Annotated in this window: 18 protein-coding genes and 2 pseudogenes; 7 read left to right on the top strand and 13 right to left on the bottom strand. The window is 72.0% G+C overall.

Translation table 11 applies throughout. The features are described from left to right. Nucleotides 1-37: 37 nt before the first annotated feature. The gene (locus V4Y04_RS01600) at nucleotides 38-784 is read right to left on the bottom strand and encodes an MBL fold metallo-hydrolase (RefSeq protein WP_332432669.1); all 747 of its coding nucleotides are present in this window, start codon (nucleotides 782-784) and stop codon (nucleotides 38-40) included. A 479-nt stretch (nucleotides 785-1263) separates the two neighbouring features. On the opposite strand from V4Y04_RS01600, the gene V4Y04_RS01595 reads away from it, so the two are divergent. Next, nucleotides 1264-1878, top strand: coding sequence for a TetR/AcrR family transcriptional regulator (locus tag V4Y04_RS01595; protein WP_332425266.1), 615 nt, complete (start codon nucleotides 1264-1266; stop codon nucleotides 1876-1878). A 17-nt stretch (nucleotides 1879-1895) separates the two neighbouring features. After that, a complete protein-coding gene (locus tag V4Y04_RS01590) occupies nucleotides 1896-3569 on the top strand; it encodes an FAD-binding dehydrogenase (protein WP_332425264.1) in 1674 nt (557 codons plus the stop codon). A gap of 79 nt (nucleotides 3570-3648) precedes the next feature. Here the strand turns inward: V4Y04_RS01590 and V4Y04_RS01585 are convergent, their stop codons facing one another. From V4Y04_RS01585 to V4Y04_RS01575, 3 genes are all read right to left on the bottom strand, one after another. Then, nucleotides 3649-4008, bottom strand: a complete 360-nt coding sequence (locus V4Y04_RS01585; protein WP_332425263.1) for a DUF488 domain-containing protein — start codon at nucleotides 4006-4008, stop codon at nucleotides 3649-3651. A gap of 102 nt (nucleotides 4009-4110) precedes the next feature. Continuing rightward, nucleotides 4111-4356 (bottom strand): WhiB family transcriptional regulator, encoded by a 246-nt coding sequence (locus V4Y04_RS01580; RefSeq protein WP_332425261.1) that lies wholly within the window; start codon nucleotides 4354-4356, stop codon nucleotides 4111-4113. A 176-nt stretch (nucleotides 4357-4532) separates the two neighbouring features. Next, the gene (locus V4Y04_RS01575) at nucleotides 4533-5429 is read right to left on the bottom strand and encodes a LysR family transcriptional regulator ArgP (protein WP_332432668.1); all 897 of its coding nucleotides are present in this window, start codon (nucleotides 5427-5429) and stop codon (nucleotides 4533-4535) included. A gap of 70 nt (nucleotides 5430-5499) precedes the next feature. Between V4Y04_RS01575 and V4Y04_RS01570 the strand changes: the two genes are divergently transcribed. Next, nucleotides 5500-6117: a LysE/ArgO family amino acid transporter gene (locus V4Y04_RS01570; RefSeq protein ID WP_332425259.1), complete on the top strand. Its 618-nt coding sequence runs from the start codon at nucleotides 5500-5502 to the stop codon at nucleotides 6115-6117. A 123-nt stretch (nucleotides 6118-6240) separates the two neighbouring features. Here the strand turns inward: V4Y04_RS01570 and V4Y04_RS01565 are convergent, their stop codons facing one another. Continuing rightward, nucleotides 6241-6696 carry a cyclic nucleotide-binding domain-containing protein gene (locus V4Y04_RS01565; RefSeq protein ID WP_332425258.1) on the bottom strand — a complete coding sequence of 152 codons (456 nt, stop codon included), beginning with the start codon at nucleotides 6694-6696 and terminating at the stop codon, nucleotides 6241-6243. 453 nt (nucleotides 6697-7149) lie between these two features. Between V4Y04_RS01565 and V4Y04_RS01560 the strand changes: the two genes are divergently transcribed. The 3 genes from V4Y04_RS01560 to V4Y04_RS01550 all read left to right on the top strand — a co-directional run bounded on the left by V4Y04_RS01560 (nucleotide 7150) and on the right by V4Y04_RS01550 (nucleotide 9071). Next, complete coding sequence (locus V4Y04_RS01560) at nucleotides 7150-7593, top strand: ATP-binding protein (protein WP_443080162.1); 444 nt, start codon at nucleotides 7150-7152, stop codon at nucleotides 7591-7593. 204 nt (nucleotides 7594-7797) lie between these two features. Beyond that, nucleotides 7798-8643 (top strand): SigB/SigF/SigG family RNA polymerase sigma factor, encoded by an 846-nt coding sequence (locus V4Y04_RS01555; RefSeq protein ID WP_332425254.1) that lies wholly within the window; start codon nucleotides 7798-7800, stop codon nucleotides 8641-8643. Continuing rightward, complete coding sequence (locus V4Y04_RS01550; protein ID WP_332425252.1) at nucleotides 8640-9071, top strand: hypothetical protein; 432 nt, start codon at nucleotides 8640-8642, stop codon at nucleotides 9069-9071. The genes V4Y04_RS01555 and V4Y04_RS01550 overlap by 4 nt, the downstream gene beginning before the upstream one ends. Nucleotides 9072-9109: 38 nt before the next feature. Here V4Y04_RS01550 and V4Y04_RS01545 read toward each other — a convergent pair whose 3' ends face one another. The 5 genes and pseudogenes from V4Y04_RS01545 to V4Y04_RS01525 form a co-directional block, all read right to left on the bottom strand. Next, complete coding sequence (locus tag V4Y04_RS01545; RefSeq protein ID WP_443080161.1) at nucleotides 9110-11347, bottom strand: FUSC family protein; 2238 nt, start codon at nucleotides 11345-11347, stop codon at nucleotides 9110-9112. Nucleotides 11348-11548: 201 nt separating this feature from the next. Then, nucleotides 11549-12916 carry an NAD(P)/FAD-dependent oxidoreductase gene (locus tag V4Y04_RS01540; protein ID WP_332425249.1) on the bottom strand — a complete coding sequence of 456 codons (1368 nt, stop codon included), beginning with the start codon at nucleotides 12914-12916 and terminating at the stop codon, nucleotides 11549-11551. A 323-nt stretch (nucleotides 12917-13239) separates the two neighbouring features. Then, nucleotides 13240-13464: pseudogene (locus tag V4Y04_RS01535) on the bottom strand (SpoIIE family protein phosphatase); the annotation flags it as partial. A 2-nt stretch (nucleotides 13465-13466) separates the two neighbouring features. After that, nucleotides 13467-13757, bottom strand: a pseudogene (locus V4Y04_RS01530) (RsbRD N-terminal domain-containing protein); the annotation flags it as partial. 246 nt (nucleotides 13758-14003) lie between these two features. After that, the gene (locus V4Y04_RS01525; protein ID WP_332425247.1) at nucleotides 14004-14411 is read right to left on the bottom strand and encodes an STAS domain-containing protein; all 408 of its coding nucleotides are present in this window, start codon (nucleotides 14409-14411) and stop codon (nucleotides 14004-14006) included. Nucleotides 14412-14675: 264 nt separating this feature from the next. Between V4Y04_RS01525 and V4Y04_RS01520 the strand changes: the two genes are divergently transcribed. Beyond that, complete coding sequence (locus V4Y04_RS01520) at nucleotides 14676-15080, top strand: PRC-barrel domain-containing protein (protein WP_332425245.1); 405 nt, start codon at nucleotides 14676-14678, stop codon at nucleotides 15078-15080. Nucleotides 15081-15197: 117 nt separating this feature from the next. Here V4Y04_RS01520 and V4Y04_RS01515 read toward each other — a convergent pair whose 3' ends face one another. The 3 genes from V4Y04_RS01515 to glgB all read right to left on the bottom strand — a co-directional run bounded on the left by V4Y04_RS01515 (nucleotide 15198) and on the right by glgB (nucleotide 20184). Next, the gene (locus V4Y04_RS01515) at nucleotides 15198-15632 is read right to left on the bottom strand and encodes an ATP-binding protein (protein ID WP_332425243.1); all 435 of its coding nucleotides are present in this window, start codon (nucleotides 15630-15632) and stop codon (nucleotides 15198-15200) included. Between the two features lie 147 nt (nucleotides 15633-15779). Then, nucleotides 15780-17684 carry an AMP-dependent synthetase/ligase gene (locus V4Y04_RS01510; protein ID WP_332425241.1) on the bottom strand — a complete coding sequence of 635 codons (1905 nt, stop codon included), beginning with the start codon at nucleotides 17682-17684 and terminating at the stop codon, nucleotides 15780-15782. A 274-nt stretch (nucleotides 17685-17958) separates the two neighbouring features. After that, complete coding sequence (gene glgB, locus V4Y04_RS01505; RefSeq protein WP_332425239.1) at nucleotides 17959-20184, bottom strand: 1,4-alpha-glucan branching enzyme; 2226 nt, start codon at nucleotides 20182-20184, stop codon at nucleotides 17959-17961. Between the last annotated feature and the right edge of the window lie 2 nt (nucleotides 20185-20186).

The following is a 20186-nucleotide window of genomic DNA, read 5'->3' as shown; positions in this document are numbered from 1 at the left end:
CCGGAGTGGTGATCACACCGGTGGTCGTCCGCTCACCCTATTGCGCGCGTTCGCGGGCCAGCTCCGCCGCACCCTTCAGGGATCCCCGGTGCACGGGGCCGTGTCCGGGCAGCGTCAGGTCGCCCGCCAGCCCGGCCAGGATGTCCAGCGAGCCGAGGGCGGTGGCCCGCTCGTGGTGGAACATGCGGGGCAGCAGCTGCGGTCCGTCGAGCCGGGACGTGGGATGGGCGCTCACCAGGGCGTCGCCGGACACCACCACCCCGAGGTGCGGGAGATGGAAGACGCAGTGCCCGTCGGTGTGGCCGGGCGTGTGCACGGGCACCGGCCGGCCGGGCAGGTCCAGCGGGCCGGACCGAGGGAACGGCTCGGGGGCGGTGACCGGTACGTGTGCCGTGCCGCCGGAGCGCAGCACGTGCAGTGCCCAGGGCAGCACACCCGGCCGCCAGCTGTTGCGCAGGACCTGTCCGACGGTCACCTGCTGGAGGAAGTCCCTTCGGGCGTGGGGGACTTCGGCCTCGTGCGTGTACACGGGCGTGCCGTACGTTGCCCGCAGGTACTCGGCGGAGCCCAGATGGTCGGTGTGGGCGTGGGTGATGAGGACGGCCGCGACCGATTCCGGTGAACCGCCCACCTCCGCGAGGGAGGCGAGGAGCTGCTCGCGGTCACCGGGGTACCCGGTGTCGATCAGTGTGACGGCGCCCCCCTCCTGGAGGATCACCCAGTTGGTGTGGGAGCCGTGCACCAGGTGGGTGCCGTCGGCCACCTGCCGTACCTCTGCGCGCATGATCGCTCCGAGTCCGTCGTCCCTGCCGGAAGCCACCAGGAAAGCAGATCAGGACGTCGTGCCAGGGGGCGGTTCCGTTCGTGTCGCAGCCGGTACGGGACGGGCCGGGGACGCGGTGCGCATCCCGAACAGGAAGCGCGTCGCCCGGGTTCTGCGCACCCCGCACTCATGGACGGTGTAAATGACCGCCGGTGAGGAGACCACGATCACGGTGTACTTGACCGCCGCCGACCGGTCGCCCGGAGTCTGCGCGCATCGGCCCTCCCCGCAGGTGTGCGGCCCGGTGTGGGGGAGCGGAGCGGGAGGACGACAGGCTTCCGGCAGGGGCAGGCGGGGCCTGCGCATCGCGTGCTCGGCCGGGATCGGGAAGTTCCCGTCGCCGAGGGCTATGGATACACCAGTGTATCGGATACGTTCACGTATCGAACGGAGGTGACGGGGTGACCGGGGACGGCAGCACGGGGCGCGGGGCCGGGCGGGTGACCAGACGCCGCGTCCGCACGCGCGCCGACCTTCTCCGGGCGGCGTTCGCCGTGTTCGCGGCCAAGGGCTTCGGGCACGTCTCCATCGAGGAGGTCTGCGAGGCCGCCGGATACAGCAGGGGCGCCTTCTACTCGAACTTCGCCACCCTGGACGGGTTGTTCTTCGCCCTGTACGCGGAGCGCGCCGAGCTGATCGCCGAGCAGGTCTCCGGTGCCCTCGCCGTGGGCGGACCCGACCTCGACGTGCCCGCGGCCGTGGACCGCGTCACCGAGGTACTGCTGCTCGACCGGGACTGGCTGCTGGTGAAGACCGACTTCCTCGTACGTGCCGCCCGTGACCCGGAGATCTCCCGCGCCCTGCTGGAACACCGCGCCAGGCTGCGCGGCGCCATCGCGGACCACCTGGGCCGGGCCCGCGGCCACACCGAACTGCCCGCCGTTCTCGGCACCGCCGAGGGTGCCGCGCACGCCGTGGTCGCCGCGTACGACGGAGTCACCACCCAACTGCTGCTGGACGGGGACGTCGAGCGCGCCCGCGCCTGGCTGAAACAACTGCTGACCGCGTTGCTGACCGACGGCAGCGCCGAACCGGCCGCGCACCGACGCGGATGAGGAAGGGACTTCTCGCCATGGATGCCGATGTCGTCATCGTCGGAGCGGGTCTCGCGGGCCTGGTCGCGGCCCACGAACTGACCAGCCGGGGCCGCAGAGTCGCCCTCGTCGACCAGGAGAACGCCGCCAACCTCGGCGGACAGGCCTTCTGGTCCTTCGGCGGGCTGTTCCTCGTCGGCTCCCCGGAGCAGCGGCGCCTCGGCGTCAAGGACTCCTTCGAGCTCGCCTGGAGCGACTGGCAGGGCAGCGCCGGATTCGACCGGCTCGAGGACGAGGACACCTGGGCGGTGCGCTGGGCGCGCGCCTACGTCGAGTGGGCGGCGGGGGAGAAGCGGTCCTGGCTGACCGGGCACGGCATCTCCTTCCTGCCCACCGTCGGCTGGGCCGAACGCGGTGACCTCCGCGCGGACGGGCACGGCAACAGCGTGCCCCGCTTCCACATCGCCTGGGGCACCGGGACCGGCGTCGTCGAACCCTTCGTCGGCCACGCCCGGCAGGCCTCGCGCGACGGTCTGCTCACCTTCCACCACCGGCACCGGGTCGACGAACTGGTCGTCCGGGACGGCGCCGTGAGCGGAGTGCGGGGCGTCGTCCTGGCCCCGGACGACGCCCCGCGCGGCGTCGCTTCCAGCCGCGAGGCGATCGGTGACTTCGAGCTCACCGCCCAGGCCGTGATCGTCACCAGCGGCGGCATCGGCGCCGACCACGACATCGTCCGCCGGCACTGGCCCGAGCGGCTCGGCACCCCGCCCCGCGAGATGGTCACGGGGGTCCCCGCCCACGTGGACGGGCGGATGCTCGGCATCAGCGAGCGCGCGGGCGCGCGACTGGTCAACCGGGACCGGATGTGGCACTACACCGAGGGCATACGGAACTGGGACCCGGTCTGGCACGGCCACGGCATCCGCATCCTGCCCGGCCCGTCCTCGATGTGGTTCGACGCCCTCGGCCGCCGGCTGCCCGAGCCCTGCCTCCCCGGCTACGACACCCTGGGCACGCTCAAGCACCTGCGCACCACCGAGGACATCGCCGGCCACGACCATTCCTGGTTCATCCTCACCCGGAAGATCATCGAGAAGGAGTTCGCGCTCTCGGGCTCCGAACAGAACCCCGACATCACCGCCAAGGACCGGACCGGGTTCCTGCGCGAACGCGTCCTGGGCAAGGGCGCCCCCGGCCCGGTCGACGCCTTCCTGCGTGAGGGCGCGGACTTCGTGACCGCCCCGACCCTGGAGCAGCTCGTCGAGCGGATGAACGCCCTCACCGACAAGCCGCTCCTCGACGCGGCCGCCGTCCGGAGCCAGATCGAGGCCCGCGACCGGCAGCTCGGCCACTCCTTCAGCAAGGACGCCCAGGTGCAGGGCATCCGCAACGCCCGCCGCTACATAGGCGACCGTCTCGGCCGCGTCGCCACCCCGCACCGCATTCTCGACCCCGCGGCCGGCCCGCTGATCGGCGTCAAGCTGCACATCCTCACCCGCAAGACCCTCGGCGGCATCCAGACCGACCTCGACTCCCGCGCGCTGGACGGCGGGGGCAGGCCGGTCGAGGGGTTGTACGCGGCCGGCGAGGTCGCGGGCTTCGGAGGCGGAGGCGTCCACGGCTACAACGCCCTGGAGGGCACCTTCCTCGGCGGCTGCCTCTTCTCGGGCCGTGCGGCGGGGCGGGCGGCCGCACGGCAGACGGCGTAGCCGGTGCGGGCGGGCCGCAGGGACAACGGCCGCTGCCCGCCGCTCCGGCGCCCCGGACACGCCGGAGCGGCCGGAGAGTTCAGCCGTGCCGGTCGTCGAGGAGGCGGGCCAGCACCTCGGCATGGCTGGTCTCCGGCTCCCTGGCCGCGGTCACCAGCGTCACCCGGCCCTGCGTGGCCAGATCCCTTACATGGTCGAGGAGTTCGGCCGCCTCGGGAGCGGCGAGCTCCTTCTCGTAGCGCCCGCGGAACTCCTCGTACGGCCGCTCGCCGGTGTGGTACCAGCGGCGCAGGTCCGTCGACGGCGTCAGGCCCTTGGGCCACTCGTCCACGCGGGCCAGGTCCTTCGCCAGGCCACGCGGCCACAGCCGGTCGACCAGGACACGGATCCCGTCGTCCGGCTGGGGCGGTTCGTAGACACGACGCACACGCACGCTCATGATCGGTTCCTTCCCGCGCTCTTCCGGTGAGCCTAACGCCGCCCGCCGTGCCCGGCCCGGCGGGCGGAACGGTGGACAGGCGGGCCGGAACATGGGCCCGCCTCAGGCGCGCCGTGCCTTCAAGCGGCGCTTCAGCGCGCGTCGCTCCGTCTCGCTCGTGCCGCCCCACACCCCGAGGGGCTGCCCCGTGTCCAACGCCCAGTCGAGGCAATGCTGCTGGACAGGGCAGCGTCGGCACACCCCCTTCGCCTGCTCCGTCTGAAGAAGGGCAGGGCCGGAGGTCCCGATCGGGAAGAAGAGGTCGGGATCCTCGTCCCGGCAGGCCGCGCGGGTCCGCCAGTCGTCCATGGAAAATCACCTGATCCGCAGTGGATGCGCACCCTTGGGGTGCCGTACTCCGTTACGGGTCACCTGTCACCACAGGATGAAACAGCGGCCTCGGCGGGGCGCGTCACCGCGGACACCACTGGGCCGGCCGACGACGGGCACGACCGGCGGGCACGACGAGGGCACGGTGCCGGCCCTCAACTCCGCAGCGCGGTCGCCGCAGTTGCCGCCACCGCCTCGGCCACCACCGCCAGGGCGGGGGAGTCCAGCTTCCACTGCTGCCAGTACAGGGGCGCGTCGGCCGCGAGGTCCGGGGCGAAGACGGTGAGCCGGCCGGCCCGTAGCAGGGGGCCGGCCTGTGCCTCGGGGACCATGCCCCAGCCCAGGCCCGAGGCGACCGCCTCGGCGAACCCCTCCGAGGTCGGAATGAGGTGCCGGCCCGTGCTCGCCCCGGTGCGGCCGCGGGTGAGCCGGCGGACGAAGGCGTCCTGGAAGTCGTCCCGCCGGTCGAAGGTCACCACGGGCGCCCTCGGCAGCGTCTCCTCCAACGGCCCGGTGAGGTACCGCGCGGCGAACTCCGGGCCGGCCGCGGGGAGATAGCGCATCCGTCCCAGCAGTCGTACGGAGCAGCCCGGCACCGCGTCCGGCGAGGAGGTCACCGCGGCCATCACCACCCCCTCCCGCAGCAGCGCGGCGGTGTGGGACTCGTCCTCGCGGCGCAGTTCGAAGCAGAGGCGCAGCTCGGCCGGGACGCGGGTGAGGGCTCCGAGGAACCAGGTCGCCAGCGAGTCCGCGTTCACCGCCACCGACACCCGGGTCGCCTCCCCGGCCGGGCTCAGCCCGAGCTCCGTGTACGCGTCCCGCTCCAGTCGCGCCACCTGGCGGGCCAGCCGCACCAGCACCTCGCCCGACTCGGTCGGCCGGACCGGGCGGGTCCGCAGCAGCAGAACCCGCCCGGTGCGCTGCTCCAGCGCCTTCACCCGCTGGCTCACCGCGGAGGGCGTCACATGCAGGGCCGCGGCCGCCGCGTCGAAGGTGCCCTCGTCCACCACGGCGAGCAGGGTCCGCACCTGGTCCAGCGGAAGGTCTTCCATCACATCGGCTAATGGTACGTAAGAATCATTAGCTGTACTGCAGTGGGACGCGACCACTAGCGTCCTGTGCATGACCGCCGCCCTGACCACCGCCGCCGCCGGATTCGGCACCGGCCTCTCCCTGATCGTCGCCATCGGGGCCCAGAACGCCTTCGTCCTGCGCCAGGGCGTCCGCCGGGAGGCGGTGTTCGCCGTTGTGGGCATCTGCGCGGTGTCCGACGCGCTGCTCATCACCCTGGGAGTCGGCGGGGTGGGCGCCCTGGTGGTGGCCTGGCCCGGCGCGTTGACCGCGGTCGGCTGGATCGGTGGGGTGTTCCTGCTCGGCTACGGTGTCCTGGCCGCGCGGCGGGCGGTCCGGCCGGCCGGGGCCGGGCTCGAGACGGAGGGTGAGGCGGTGACCTCGCGACGTCGGGCCGTACTCACCTGCCTGGCGATGACCTGGCTCAACCCGCACGTCTACCTCGACACCGTGTTCCTGCTGGGCTCCGTGGCCGCCGACCACGGACCGCTGCGCTGGACGTTCGGACTCGGCGCGGTGCTGGCCAGCCTCTGTTGGTTCGCCGTCCTCGGCTTCGGGGCCCGGCTGCTGAGCCGCTTCCTCGCCCGGCCCACCGCCTGGCGGGTCCTGGACGGCCTGGTCGCCGTCACCATGATCGTCCTCGGCTGCACGCTCGTCGCCGGAAGCTGAGGCGGCGGGCTGCCGGTCGTCGCGGTGATGCCCGTTCCGGCCGCCGCGATGCCGGCGCTGCGCCGTTACCGGGTGTGAGGCGAGCGCGCCCGGCTTCGGCGGGCTCCGCCGGAGGAACCGGCCTCAGAAGACTCCGCGGGTACGCGTCGCCGGCTGTTCCATCAGCCGGACCCGCGTCGCCTCCAGCCGGTGCGCGAGGATCTCGGCGACGCAGCGCACCAGCGTCAGCCCGAGCGCCGGATTCTCCTCGCACAGGCGCAGGACGGCCGCCGCGTCGAACTCGTAGGCGCGGACCTGGCTGAAGGCTTCGGCGCCGAAGTCCCACTCGTGGGGCGGGAAGAGCCAGGACCAGCCCAGCAGGTCGCCCGCGCCGAGCGTGGCGACCGTGACCCGCTGGAGCTCGTTCACCCGCTGATCGAGCGACACCGCCCCCGAGCGGATGACCCAGAAGCGGTCGGCGGTGGTTCCCGCCTCGAAGATCCGGGTGTCCTCGGGGAAGGACACCTCCCGCGCGAGCGCCATCATGCGCTCCCGCTGCGGGGGAGGCAGGGCGGTCAGGAGTTTGATCGCTTTGGTCATGGGGCGGGGCTCCTCGCCGGGCCGTCGGACGGTCCTACGTCCATTGGAGCCGCTGCCGCCGTCCGGGGCACCTCGACGAGGGCGGACGGCGTGCTCCGGGATGTGGAAAGCCCTGGCTGGACGGGGGAAGCCAGCCAGGGCCGTAAAAGGTGGTCAAGGAGGACGGTCGTTCACTCCGTCACCACGTATATGTGAACGATAAACCATCTCTCGGGGCTCGCGTCGCCGGCATTCGGGGCAGGTGACCTGTCTCACTCCGGGGTCGGTCGCCGCAGCCGCCGAGCCGGCCGGCTGCTCAGGTGCGCCGTGCGGACGACAGTCGCTCCGGAGCGGGCCGAAAGGTTTGCCGGTGCCATGAGGGGTCAGCCGGAAAGGGGTGACCTTTCTCATCGAACAGGGAGCCGAACGATGTGCCAGGAGCACATGTTTTCAGCCGACGCAGAGCCGCCCGCCATGGAACCGCTCGACAGGAGAGGGCCGTACATGGAACCGCCCGGTACCGTCCGGGCCGCACCCCGGCGCCCCTACCGGCCGGCCCAGGTGCGTGAGGCCGTGCAGCGGGCGGTGTGCGAACGCTGCCGCGCCACGCACACCCCGTGCGACGCCGCAGCCCTCGCGGACGCCCTGCTCGTCGCCTCCGAACTCACCACGAACGCGATCCTGCACGGCGGCGGCGTCACCGACGTCAGGGTGGACGTCGCCGGACCCGGCGTACGGGTGTCGGTGAGCGACCGCAGCACGGAACTGCCCGTCGCCCGGCCCGCGGCCGGCCCGCAGGGACGCCTCACGCCCGGCGGGCACGGCTGGCCCATCGTCTGCCTGCTGTCCCGCGACATCCGCGTCCGGGACCTGCCCACGGGCGGCAAGTGCATCAGCGCGCTGGTCCCCCTGCCCTGAACCGCCGTCGGCTCCTTTCCGCGGATTTGTGCGGCGAAGCGGAGTTTGCGCCACCGGGTCCAGGGCAGTCGGAGGGTCGTACCTCGGACCGACGGCGCACCAGCGGGAGAGGCACGGCTGCTGTGGTACTCCCTCCGGACGTCCTCGCAGCGTTCGTCCCGCGGTGGATCGCCCACGACAACAACCGTTCGGGAGCGAAACCGCATGCTCATAGACACGTCCACCGACCGCCCCGACACCCCCGTCCCCACCGCCGCAGGAAGCCGCAGGCGGCACGACGACGCCCCCGACACCGCCGCTCTGTTCACCCGGCTGGCCTCCCTGGAGGACGGCCCCGAGCGGGAGGCCGTGCGCGACGAGCTCGTCACCGCGTGGCTGCCCATGGCCCACCGCATCGCGGGCCGTTTCCGCGACCGCGGCGAATCCGTCGAGGACCTGCGCCAGGTGGCCGCACTCGGCCTGGTGAAGGCGGTGGACCGCTTCGACCCGGACCGCGGAGCCTTCGAGAGCTATGCCGTCCCGACCATCACCGGAGAGGTCAAGCGGCACTTCCGGGACCGGATGTGGGCCCTGCGGGTGCCCCGCCGCGTGCAGGAGCTGCGGAACAAGGTACGGATCGCCCGGCGGGACCTCACCCAGACGCCCGGCAGTCCCGAACCCGCCCCGGCCGACATCGCCCGGCACGCAGGCCTGACCGAGGAGGAGGTCACGGCCGGACTGGAGGCGCTGGAGAGCTTCAGCACCCTGTCGCTGGACGCGGAGATGTCACCCGACGACGACGGCTACAGCCTGGCCGACACCCTGGGTGCCTCGGACGTCTCCTACGACATCGTGGTCGACCGTGAGTCCGCCAAGGAGGGCCTGCGCCGTCTGCCGGAACGCGAACGCACCATCCTGTACATGCGCTTCTTCGAGGACATGACCCAGAGCCGCATAGCCGCCCAGCTGGGGATCTCCCAGATGCACGTCTCCCGGCTGATCAGCCGGAGCTGCGCCCGGGTACGCGCCGACGCCATGGGCGGCCGAATGAGGGGAGCACGGAGCCGATGAGTGAATCCGAGATTCCGCCGGAGGACGGGCGGCCCGTGGACGTCTACCTCGACCTCCTGAGCGTCCGGATGGACACCGAGGACTACCGCCTGCTGCTCCGGGTGGTGGAGCCGGTGCTCCGGGCGATCGAGGAACACCGGCTGTCCGGTCTCGACCTCGCCCTGAACGAGGGTGACGAGGAACTGCCCCAGGAGGTCCGCGACGAGGCCGCCCTCGTCATCGCCACGGCCGTCACCGGCCGCATGGACAACGAGGTGGTCGAGCTGGAGGTCGACGAGAGCGGACCGGTCAGGGTCGTCACCGACGCGACGACCGCAGCCGATCCGTCCCGCCTCGACGAGATCGCCGACTACATCAGGCAGCGCCACCGGCAGAACGACGAACTGCGCGGCATCGCCGAGGTCAGCGGCCTTCCCACCGACTTCTGAACCCGTCAGCCACCGAAGCCCGAACCCGTCACCATCCGCTACCCACGACGTCCGGGCCCGTCGCTTCCGTCCTCGGGGCCCGCCGTCCTCACCGCCCGGCCGTCGCTCGCCAGCGGGACGTCCAGCGGGCGGGCGAGGCCCACCACCGCCTCGTCCAGCCGCTCCAGATGCCGCAGTACCCGGCCGGTGATCCGGCCGTAGCGCGACGCGCCGTCACCGTCGGAACCACCCAGCAGCGAGGCGAAGCTCGGCCCCGTCTCGATCCCGGCCGTGGTGTCCTCGCCCGCGACCCGGGCGGCGATCGTCGCGATGTTGCGCACGGTGCGCGCCGTCGCCCCGCGCAGCCGGGGATCCGCCGCGATCGAGGGGTGCGCGGGCAACAGTTCGGCCGTCGCGGCCAGCGCGCGCGCCTGGTATGCACAGGTCTCCAGGAGCGCGACGACGTACCGCACGGTGTCGCGCCGGCCCCGCAGCGGGGTGACCGGATGGGTGAGCGGCTTGGTCGCGGCCCGCAGTTCACCCAGCGCCGTGTCCAGCTCCCGCGCCCGGTCCAGCAGATCGGCGGCGGGCCCGCCGCTGAGCTGGTCGACGGCAGCCTCGGTGACCTCGGTGAGCCGGGCCAGCACGGTACCCAGCAGCTCGTTCGTCCGCCGGTCCGTACGCACCGGCAGCACCAGGAACGCGGCGAACACCCCGCAGGCGGCGCCCAGCGCGGTCTCGGCCACCCGCAGGACCAGCACCTCCCAGCTGTAGGTGTGCAGCAGCGTGTACAGCAGCCCCACCATCGCGGTCACGAAGAACGACATCAGCGTGTACGAGAGCGGCGCCGTGTAAGCCATCGCGAAGATCAGCACCAGCATCAGGGCGAACGCGGTCCAGGTGTGCCCGCCTACCAGCCCCGCCAGTGCGATGCCGGCGACGACGCCGAGCGCCGTCCCCAGCAGCCGCCGGTAGCTCTTGACCAGGATCTCGCCCGTCGACTCGGTGTTGATGAAGACGAGCCAGCAGGTCAGGACCGCCCAGTGCCAGCCCTGGGAGGGCAGCAGCTCACCGCCGGCGATGGCCAGCGACGACCCCACGGCGACCTGGACGGCGGCCCGGGTGGTGGGCCGTCGCAGCCCCTTGGCCTCCTCGGCCGGCTCGTCCTCCTCGACGGCGTCGATCGCGGCGTCCTCGGCGTCCAGCTCCTCCCGGGACCTGGCCGTCGCGGGGGTGTCGTCCGACTCGTCCTGCGGACCGTCCAGGGCGATCCGCAGGCCCATCACCGCGCGGGACGCCTCGCCGATGGCCCGGAACACGTCCTGGACGGCCGGGGAGCAGGCCGGCAGGTTCTCCTCGTCCCGGTAGGAGAGCAGCCGGTTGCGCACATGCGCGATCGACGTCCCCTGCACGCCGGGCCCGGCGTGCAGAATCTGGGTGCGCAGGGCGAGCAGATCGCGGCGCAGCGCGGCGGTGGCCTCGTCGGGCGCGGGCATACGGCCGGCCTCGGGGGCGGGCGCGCCCGGCAGGTGCAGGGTCAGTGTGTCCGCGCGCTCGGCGCTGCGGGAGGTGAGCAGCAGCAGGCCGAGCCGCTCGGCGGAGATCTCGGCGTCCGCGATCCGGCGCTGCACCAGCCGTGCCGACGACACGTCGGGGGTGCCCCGCTCCAGCCGGGTCTGGATCATCAGGGCCGTCTCGTGCAGCCGGGCCGTACCCGCGCGGACGTCCGCCAGAGCCTTGTCCACCTCGTCGCCGTCGGCGTCGAGCAGCACCAGCTGCGCCGTCACGAGCTGCGCCAGCCGGGCACGGAAGGCCTCCCGCAGCCGCGCGAGGAGCCCGGCCGGGGTCACCGGGACGACGGCGAACCGTATGACGGCACTGCATCCGAACGCGACGGCCAGGGTGGCCCAGATCTCCGGCAGCCCGTCGACGGACGTGCCGATGAACAGGGACACGAAATAGACCTGGAAGCCGATCAGCCCGAGCCCGGTCCCGCGGTCGCCGGACCGGCGGGCGTACACCGCGCAGAAGATGAGGACGACGAAGAAGAGGTCCCCGACAACGGTCCGCTCGCTCAGCACCGCGGCCAGCGACACGGACACCAGCGCCACCGGCAGACCGAGGGCGAGCGTGACGGCCTGGGCTCCGCGCCGCTTCTCCCGGATGGCGAAGTTGGTGACCGCCGCGGTCATCGCCCCCGCCACCAGCTGGGTGACACCGGCCCCCGTCACGGCGAGCACGGCCAGCGTCAGTCCGAGCGAGCACACCATCCGCAGCCCGGCCGTCATCCGCAGCATCCCGGGATCGGACGCCGCCAGACGGTCCCGCAGCCGCGTCCGTACCGAGAGCCCCGCCTTCACGCCGCCGCACCCTCCCCGTAGCTCGCGTTGATCAGGATGCAAGCATGGCACGTGCCACCACTGACCCGCCGGGGGGCTCCCACCGGCCGGAACACCGGGCACGGCCCGAGGGAGGGCGGAGCGGCCACGGGGGCCGGATCACCGCACGGGCAGGCCCGCCTCCTCGACGTGCGCCCGCACCTGCTCCGGAGTCAGATAGACGTCCGTGTACTCGAAGTCCCGCAGCTTGGCGGGCCGGCGGGCCTGGAAGCCGGTCCGGACGAAATCGTCGCCGGCGATCGAGTTCAGCAGCCAGCTGGTCATGACCCTCGTCTTGGCCACATTGGTGCGCAGCGCCGACCAGTGGTACCCGCGGGCCGCCACCTGAGCGGGCAGGCCCCGCAGCTCCACGCCGAGCGGCTTGGAGACGGCGTCGGTGCCGCCGAGGTCCACGACCAGCCCGAGATCCTTGTGGTGGTACGGCCGAAGCGGCCGGCCGGTCAGCGTCGCGATGATGTTGTCGGCGACCTGCTTGCCCTGCCGGATGGCGTGCTGCGCGGTCGGCGGGCACACCGCGCCCTCCACACCCTTGGCGTCGTCGGGCACCGCCGCGGCGTCACCGAGGGCGAACACCCCGTCCTCGCCCGGTAGGCACATGTCCGCGGTGACCGCGAGCCGCCCGCGCACGGTTTCCGCGCCGAGCGTGGCGATCAGCGGGCTGGCGACCACGCCGGCCGTCCAGATGAGGGTGCGGGTGGGAACCACCCGGCCGTCGGTGAAGGTGACCTCGGTCGGCCCCGCCTTCGCGATGGAGACGCCCAGCGAGATCTCGATGCCGCGCCGGGTGAGGATCTCCTGCGCGCTGCGCCCGAGCTTCTCGCCCAGTTCGGGCATGAGCTTCGGTGCGATGTCGATCAGATGCCACTTGATCAGGCCCGGGTCCAGCCGTGGGTAGCGCTCGACGGCGGCATGGGTCAGCCGCTGCAGGCAGGCGGCGGTCTCGGTGCCCGCATAGCCGCCGCCGACCACCACGAACTGCAGCCGCGAGGCCCGCTCGGCCGGGTCCTCGCTCGCGTCGGCGAGATCGAGCTGGGCGATGACGTGGTCGCGGATGTAGGCGGCCTCGGCCAGTGTCTTCATGCCGAACGCGTGGTCCGTGAGCCCGGGGATGTCGAAGGTGCGGGTGACGCTGCCGGGGGTCAGCACGATGTAGTCGTACGACTCGTTGACGATCCGGCCGGTGATGCTGCGGATGACGCAGACCTTGGCCTTCAGGTCCACGCCGATGGCACCGCCCGGGATGATCCGGGTGCGGTACTTCGTGCTGCGGCGCAGCGACAGGGCGACCGACTGCGGGGTCAGCACACCGGAGGCGACCTGGGGAAGGAGCGGCAGGTAGAGCTGGTAGGAGTTCGGCGTCACCAGGGTGATCTCGGCAGTGCCGGGGGAGAGCTTCCGCTCCAGTCGGCGGACGCACTCCACTCCGGCGAAGCCTGCGCCCACCACCAGGATCCTGGGTCGTGTCACGTGTTCATCCCTTCCTGCGGCTCCGCACGGTTCGTCTCGGACGTCGACGTTCCTTCACCTGCCCTTGGACCGCTGCCTTGCACCTCCTCGGTCGCGGCGCATCGCGATCGCGGCAGCGCTCCGTGCCTGGTCCGGACACCGATCCGGCACGCACACGTCCAGCACCACGATGCCCGCACCGGCGCCGGAGCGCACCGGGAGAACCGTGGTGCGGGCGGGGCCACGGGTCCCCGCGCCCGTACGGCGGGTGCCCGGCCGCCGTACGGGCACACCCGAACGCCGACCGGTGACCTGTGGGAGGAGACCGGCGAGCGGCGTCGGCTCTGCAGATGGCAGAGCAGCAGACAGACGTCGTCGTCGCGCGCGGAGTCGCTGAGGAGAGGGTTCAGGACGCGGTCCGCCGCGTCCTCCAGGTCCGTGTCGAGCTCCGCGGGGCCGAACGAGCCGAGCGCGGCCGAGAGCCGTTCGATGCCCGGGTCGATGCCCTCGGCACGGCGCTCGACCAACCCGTCCGTGTAGAGCGTCAGCGTCGAGCCGGGCGCCACCCGATGGAGAGCCCCGCCTGGGAGCGGGACGCGCTCATCCGCGCCAACTGCTCCCGCACGCCGGTGAACCCGGCGGCGTCCGAGTCCTCGACCCGCTGTGCGTCGGCGACTTGGGCCAAGACGTCGACAACTGCCTTGCCGGCCTCGACCGCTTCGTCGCGCGAGAGGGTGAAGACCGTACGGAATAGGGGTTCGTCCGCCCACCGCTGCGTGATCTGCTCGCGCCTGCGCCGCAGAAAGTCCCTGACCTCGAGCGTCGGCGTTCCCAACGGTCCGCCCGCTTCGTGCTCAGGCACCTGTGTCTCCTCGTCGTCGTTTCCGCACCGATACCGCGCCGGGCCACGGAAAGGTGCCGATACCTGGCCGGAAGACCACTCTAACGACGCTCCGGGCCCGTGCGGCATCCTGTGCCGGAGCCGGAGCCGGAGCCGGAGCCGGAGCCGGAGCCGGAGCCGGAGCCTCACGGGCGGCGGGCGCCCGCCGCCCGCGCGGGAGCCGGGGAGGTCCGACGCGACGGTGCGCCGGACCTCTCCGGGCTCGGCTCAGGACTCCGGTCGTCCTGTCTCCGGCTGTTGCGGCCCACCAGGCGTGGCGTCGACCCGCTCCAGCGCCTCCTCGGCGCTCCGGGACACCGGGACCGTGATGCTCACGCCGGTCAGGTCCAGGATGCGGCGCACCGCGGGCGTGGGGGAGATGATGTGTACGCTGCCCGGCAGTTCCCGGGCTTCCTGGTAGACGCGCAGGATGATATTCATTCCGGACGAGTCCATGAAGGGGACCGCCGCCAGGTCCAGCAGGAAGTGCCGACGCCCGTGATGGAGCTGGTTGGCCAGGTGATGCTGGAATTCGGTCCCGGTGTCGGCGTCCAGGTCGCCCTGCACCGTGAGCAGGGCGACATCCTCCCGGACCACGGTCACCTCCACGGACAGCGGGTTCAGGGCCATGGACACACATACCTCCCACATCGAGCCGACGGCCGGGTCCGGCCGCACGCGCAGGCGCTTACCCCGGGATCACCACGTCATGCCGGTCCGTGCGTGCGGGTCCGGTGGGTGAGACTTTCGAAACAGGACTGGACCTGTGCGGGTTTTGTGTCTTCGCCGGCCGAATGCGCCCGCTCCAGGCGGGTAGTTGGCTGCTGTGGAGACGGACGGAGCCGGAGAGCGGGTCCCGCCCGCTCCGGGATCGTCGTCACAGGGGAGGCAAGGAGCAGCGTGCCCACGGACAGTATCTGGTCATACGCGCCGGAGCCGGGTCCCGCCCAGGGGCAGGATCCGGACCTCACGGGATACACCGTCGTCGCGAGCGACGGCAGCACCATCGGCCATGTGGACCGGCAGGCCGACCATCACGCCATGCGGCACCTGGTCGTCGACACGGGCGTTTGGGTGTTCGGCCGGAGTCTCCTCGTACCGGTCGGCGTCGTCGCCGCCGTCGACACCGGCGACCGGAAGATCACCGTGTCCTGCACCAGGCCCGAGGTGAAAGCCGCGCCCCGGTTCAGGACCGACAGCGAGACCATGGACCCGGCCTACCTCACGACGGTCGGCGACTACTACTGGGCGCTGACACGGCCCGGGCCCCCGCCCGAGCACGCTCCCGGCACCCCGGCCGGATGACCGTCGCCCGGTGATGTCCGCGCCCGACGCCGGCCGGTGATCCCCGTACCGGGCACCGGCCGGCACCGGCCGGCACCGTACGGAGCCCGGCGCGGGCGTCCCCGGGGCAGGCGGCCGTCACCAGGGCAGGAACACATGGATGTCCTTGCCGTCGGCGGCGCCGACCACGCTGACCTGATCGCACAGTGTGTGGATCAGGTGCCAGCCGATCCCGCCCCCGCCGCGGCTCGGCCTGAAGGGCCGGGGCGCGGGCTCGGTGGTACTCGTGTCGTGCATCACCACATGCACCCCGTCGAACGTCCTGCGCAGCCGCAGCCGGAACGGTCCCGGCGCGTACTGGACCGCGTTGGCGGCGAGTTCCGTGACCACCAGGAGGATGTCGTCCCAGTGCTCCGGGGCCGTCGGCGGGGAGATGCGGGCCAGGTCCAGGAGGAACTCCTCCGCCACCAGTCGTGCGTCGGTGACGTCGCGCAGCTCCCCGGCGAAACCGACGACGCGTTCGGTGATCTCCTCTGCGGCCAGTGAATTGTCCCTGTGCGGCTCGGATGCCATGTCGCCTTCCCTGCCCCGGCTACCACGGGCCAGTCGTTCATGTGCCGTACGTTCCTTCGTTCTCCTGGTCTGTGGGTTCCCGGGCCGCCGGACCCTACGCGCCCGTATCCATGTGAGCCGGGGTGACGGGCACGCCGCCACCGGCGGTCAGCGGAAGACGTTGTCCGAGTCGTCCCAGACCGACGGCTCCTCCGGCAGCGGCTCCCGCTCCGGACGCGAACGGGAGTGGTACATCGCGTCGATCTCCAAGGCGTAGCGCTGTACGATCTCGTCCCGGCGCAGCTTCATCGACGGCGTCAGCAGCCCGTTGGTCACGTCGAACGGCTCCGGCAGCACCCGGAACACCCGGATCGACTCCGAACGGGACACACTGCTGTTCGCCGCGGTGACCGCCCTCGCGATCTCCTCACGCAACGCGTTCTCCTCCCGGGCCTCGCGTGTGGGCGCGTCGCCCGGCATCGAAAGTGCCCCGCGCCAGTGCGTGAGGAACTCCGGGTCCAGCGTGATCAGAGCCCCCACACAGGGCCGGTCGTCCCCCACCACGACGGCCTGGTGGACGAGTGGATGCATCCGCAGCCGCTGCTCCAGGGCCGCGGGCGCGACACTTTTGCCGCTGCTGGTGATGATGATGTCCTTCTTGCGACCGGTGATCGTCAGGTAACCCTCCGAGTCCAGTCGGCCGATGTCCCCCGTGGCCAGCCAGCCACCGGCCAGCGCGGTCAGGGTGGCGGCCTCGTCGCCCGCATAGCCCTGGAACACCGACGGCCCGCGCACCAGGATCTCCCCGTCGTCGGCGACCCGGATCTCGTTGCCCGGCAGCGCCCGTCCGACGGTGCCGGACTTCTCCCGGCCGAGCGGTTGCATCGTCACTCCACCGCTGGTCTCGGTGAGCCCGTAGCCGTCGTGGACGTAGATGCCGATGCCCTCGTAGAAGAGGGACAGATCACGGCTGAGTGTCGAGCCGCCCGAGGTGGCCCTGCGCACCCGGCCGCCCAGCGCGGCCCGCAGCCTGCGGTACACCGTCCGCTCGTACAGGGCGTGCTGCACCCGCAGGTCGAGGCCGGGCCCCGAACCACGGCCCAGCCGCTGCCGCTCCACGGCGGCGGCGAAGTCACGGGCCGTATCGGCGGCCCGCTCGAACAGAGCCCCGCGGCCCGCCTGCTGCGAGGCGCGCAGAAAGTTCTTGTAGATCTTCTCCAGCAGCGAGGGGACCGCGTACAGATAGGTGGGCCGCAGGGTGCGCAGGGCCAAGGACAGGGCCTCCGAGCCGAGATCGGGCTCGTGCCCCATCAGCAGGCCGCCCCGTACGCACAGCCCCTGGATCATCAGCCCGTACACATGGGAGAACGGCAGGAAGGCGAGGACCACGCCCTGCTCACCCGGCTCCGCCGCGGTCCGGGACCAGCCCTCCAGCAGGGTGTCGCAGGGGGCGGCCAGATTGCGGTGGCTCAGCGCGCACCCCATGGCCTGCCCCGAGGTACCGGACGTGTAGGCGATCACCGCCGTGGAGTCCGGCAGCACGATCCTGCGCAACGAGTCGACCGTGGCCGGCGGTATGTACTCGCCGCGCGCCACCAGCTGGTCCAGCGCACCCGAGTCCAGTTGCCAGACGTGCCGCAGCCGCGGCAGCGCGGCGCACACGGACCCGACGGTCATCACACTCTGCTCGTCCTCGACCACTACGGCAACGCACCCGGAGTCCCTGAGGATCCACTCCACCTGCTCCCGCGAGGAGGTCGGATAGATGGGGACGACCTCGGCACCCACGGTCCACAGCGCGTAGCACAGGACCGTCCACTCGTAACGGGTCCGCGCCATGATCGCCACACGGCTGCCCGGGGACAGCCCGGAGGCGACCAGCCCCTTGGCCAGGTCGACGACCTGGTTGCGGAACTCCAGCGCGGTGACCTCCTCCCAGGACGCGGAGGCCGGATCGGCACGGCGGGCGAGCATCGGCAGGTTCGGGCTCTCGGCCGCCGTCTTGAAGAGGCTGTCCGCGAGGCCGCCCGTCAGGGGTGAGGCGGCCTGGGGAGCGAGAGCGAGGTCGCGCATGCACTGCTCCTGACATGTACGGGCTGTGATTCGGCCGACGAGCGGAGTCATCGGCGGTGCCTGAATGTAGCCGAGCCCGAGCGTTCCGGGGCCGGATCGCCGGAACTGTGGCCACATTGATGATCACGCCGCCCCGGCGGCCCGAGCCTGCCCGCGCATTCCGCCCGTATTCCCCGCCGGGGCCCTTCCGCCCCGGCATGCACAGGCACGCGCGGTACCCGTGCCGATCACCGTCCGGACGCGGGTACGGGGGCGGGAGGAGGGCCGCCGGGCCTCACAGGTCGTGCGGCACCAGCCACACCGTCGCGAGGGGCGGGAGAGTGATGCCGACGCTGCCGTCCTCGGGCTTGACCGGGTCCGGGTTGGTGACGTCACCGCCGCCGTAGCGGGCCGCGTCCGTGTTGAGGACCTCCCGCCAGGCGATCACGTCGTCGGGCACTCCCAGCCGGTGGTCGTGCCGGACGACGGGGGAGAAGTTCGACACCGAGAGCAGCGGAGTGCCGTCCCGGTCGTACCGCAGGAACGCGAACACGTTGTCCTCGGCCGCGTCCACCGACACCCAGCGGAACCCGCCCGGATCGGTGTCCCGCTGCCACAGCGCGTCCGTCGCCCGGTAACGGGCGTTGAGGTCGCGCACCAGATCCTGTACGCCGCGGTGGTCGCCCGCGAAGCGGTACGCGTCGTCCAGCAGCCACCACTCCGGGCCGTGCTGCTCGGACCACTCGGCGCCCTGCGCGAACTCCTGCCCCATGAACAGCAGTTGCTTGCCGGGGTGGGCCCACATGAAACCGAGGTAGGCCCGGGTGTTCGCCCGCCGCTGCCACCAGTCGCCGGGCATTTTCGACACGAGGGCCTGCTTGCCGTGCACGACCTCGTCGTGGGAGATCGGCAGCACGTAGTTCTCGCTGTAGGCGTACACCATCGAGAACGTCATCTCGTGGTGGTGGTACTTGCGGTGGACCGGCTCGTGGCTCATGTACTGCAGCGAGTCGTGCATCCAGCCCATGTTCCACTTCAGCCCGAATCCCAGACCGCCGGTGTCGGTGGGCCGGGTCACCCCGCCCCACGCGGTCGACTCCTCAGCGATCGTCACCACTCCCGGGCACCGCCGGTACACGGTCGCGTTCATCTCCTGCAGGAACGCCATCGCCGCCAGGTCCTCCCGGCCGCCGTGCACATTGGGTTCCCACTGGCCGGAGTCCCGCGAGTAGTCCAGGTAGAGCATCGAGGCGACGGCGTCCACGCGCAGACCGTCGATGTGGAACTCCTGGCACCAGTACACGGCGTTGGCGACCAGGAAGTTGCGTACCTCGGTCCGGGCGAAGTCGAACGTGTACGTCCCCCAGTCCGGGTGCTCCGCCCGCCGGGCGTCCCCCGGCTCGTACAGCGGGTCCCCGTCGAACCGGGCCAGCGCCCAGTCGTCCTTCGGGAAGTGCGCCGGCACCCAGTCCATGATCACGCCGATCCCGGCCCGGTGCAGGGCGTCCACCAGGTGCTTGAAGTCGTCCGGGGTGCCGAGGCGGGCCGTGGGCGCGTAGAAACCGGTCACCTGATAGCCCCAGGACGGGCCGTAGGGATGCTCCGCGACCGGCATCAACTCGACATGGGTGAAGCCGAGGTCCTTGACGTAGGCCGGCAGCACCTCGGCAAGCTCGCGATAGGTCAGCCCCGGCCGCCAGGACGCCAGATGGATCTCGTACACCGAGAACGGCGCCTCGTGCACGGACACCCGGGCACGGTGTTTCATCCACGCGGCGTCGTCCCACGTGTAGTGCGAGGCCGTCACGATCGACGCGGTGTTCGGCGGTTCCTCCGCGAGGCGCGCCATCGGGTCGGCCTTCAGGGCCCGCCCGCCGTACCGGGAGTGCACCTCGAACTTGTAGCGGGCGCCCTCACCGATCCCCGGCAGGAACACCTCCCACACCCCGGACGAGCCGAGCGAGCGCATCGGGAACGCCGTCCCGTCCCAGCAGGTGAAATCGCCCGCGACCCGGACGCCCTGCGCGTTCGGCGCCCACACGGTGAAGCGGGTGCCGGTCACCCCCTGGTGGGTCATGGGGTGCGCGCCGAGCGCGGTCCACAGTTCCTCGTGGCGCCCCTCGCCGATCAGATGCAGATCCAGTTCGCCGAGCGAGGGCGGCATCCGGTACGGATCGTGTACCTCGACGGCGTCCTCGTCGCCGTACGCCACCGCCAGCGTGTACGCGGGGACCGCGTCCAGCGGCAGGACCCCGGAGAAGACGCCGTCGCCCTCCGAGACGAGCGGGGTGTGCTCGCCGCCGGTGACCACACTCACCGTGCGCGCGAACGGCCGCAGCGCCCGGAAGGCGATGCCGCCCGGCACCGGGTGGGCGCCGAGCAGCGCGTGCGGATCGTGATGGGCGCCCGCCAGCAGGCGCCCCCGGTCGACGGGATCGAGGGCGGGTGCGGTCCCGTATGTCTCCGGGGCGGACGGGACGGACCCGGCCGACTCGGGAAGCGGTGTGTCGTGCAGGGCCACGG

The sequence above is a fragment of the Streptomyces sp. P9-A2 genome, assembly GCF_036634175.1.
GTDB classification, from domain to species: Bacteria; Actinomycetota; Actinomycetes; order Streptomycetales; family Streptomycetaceae; genus Streptomyces; species Streptomyces pratens.
Note: the sequence above shows the minus strand (reverse complement) of the source record. Positions and strands in the feature narration are given on the sequence as shown.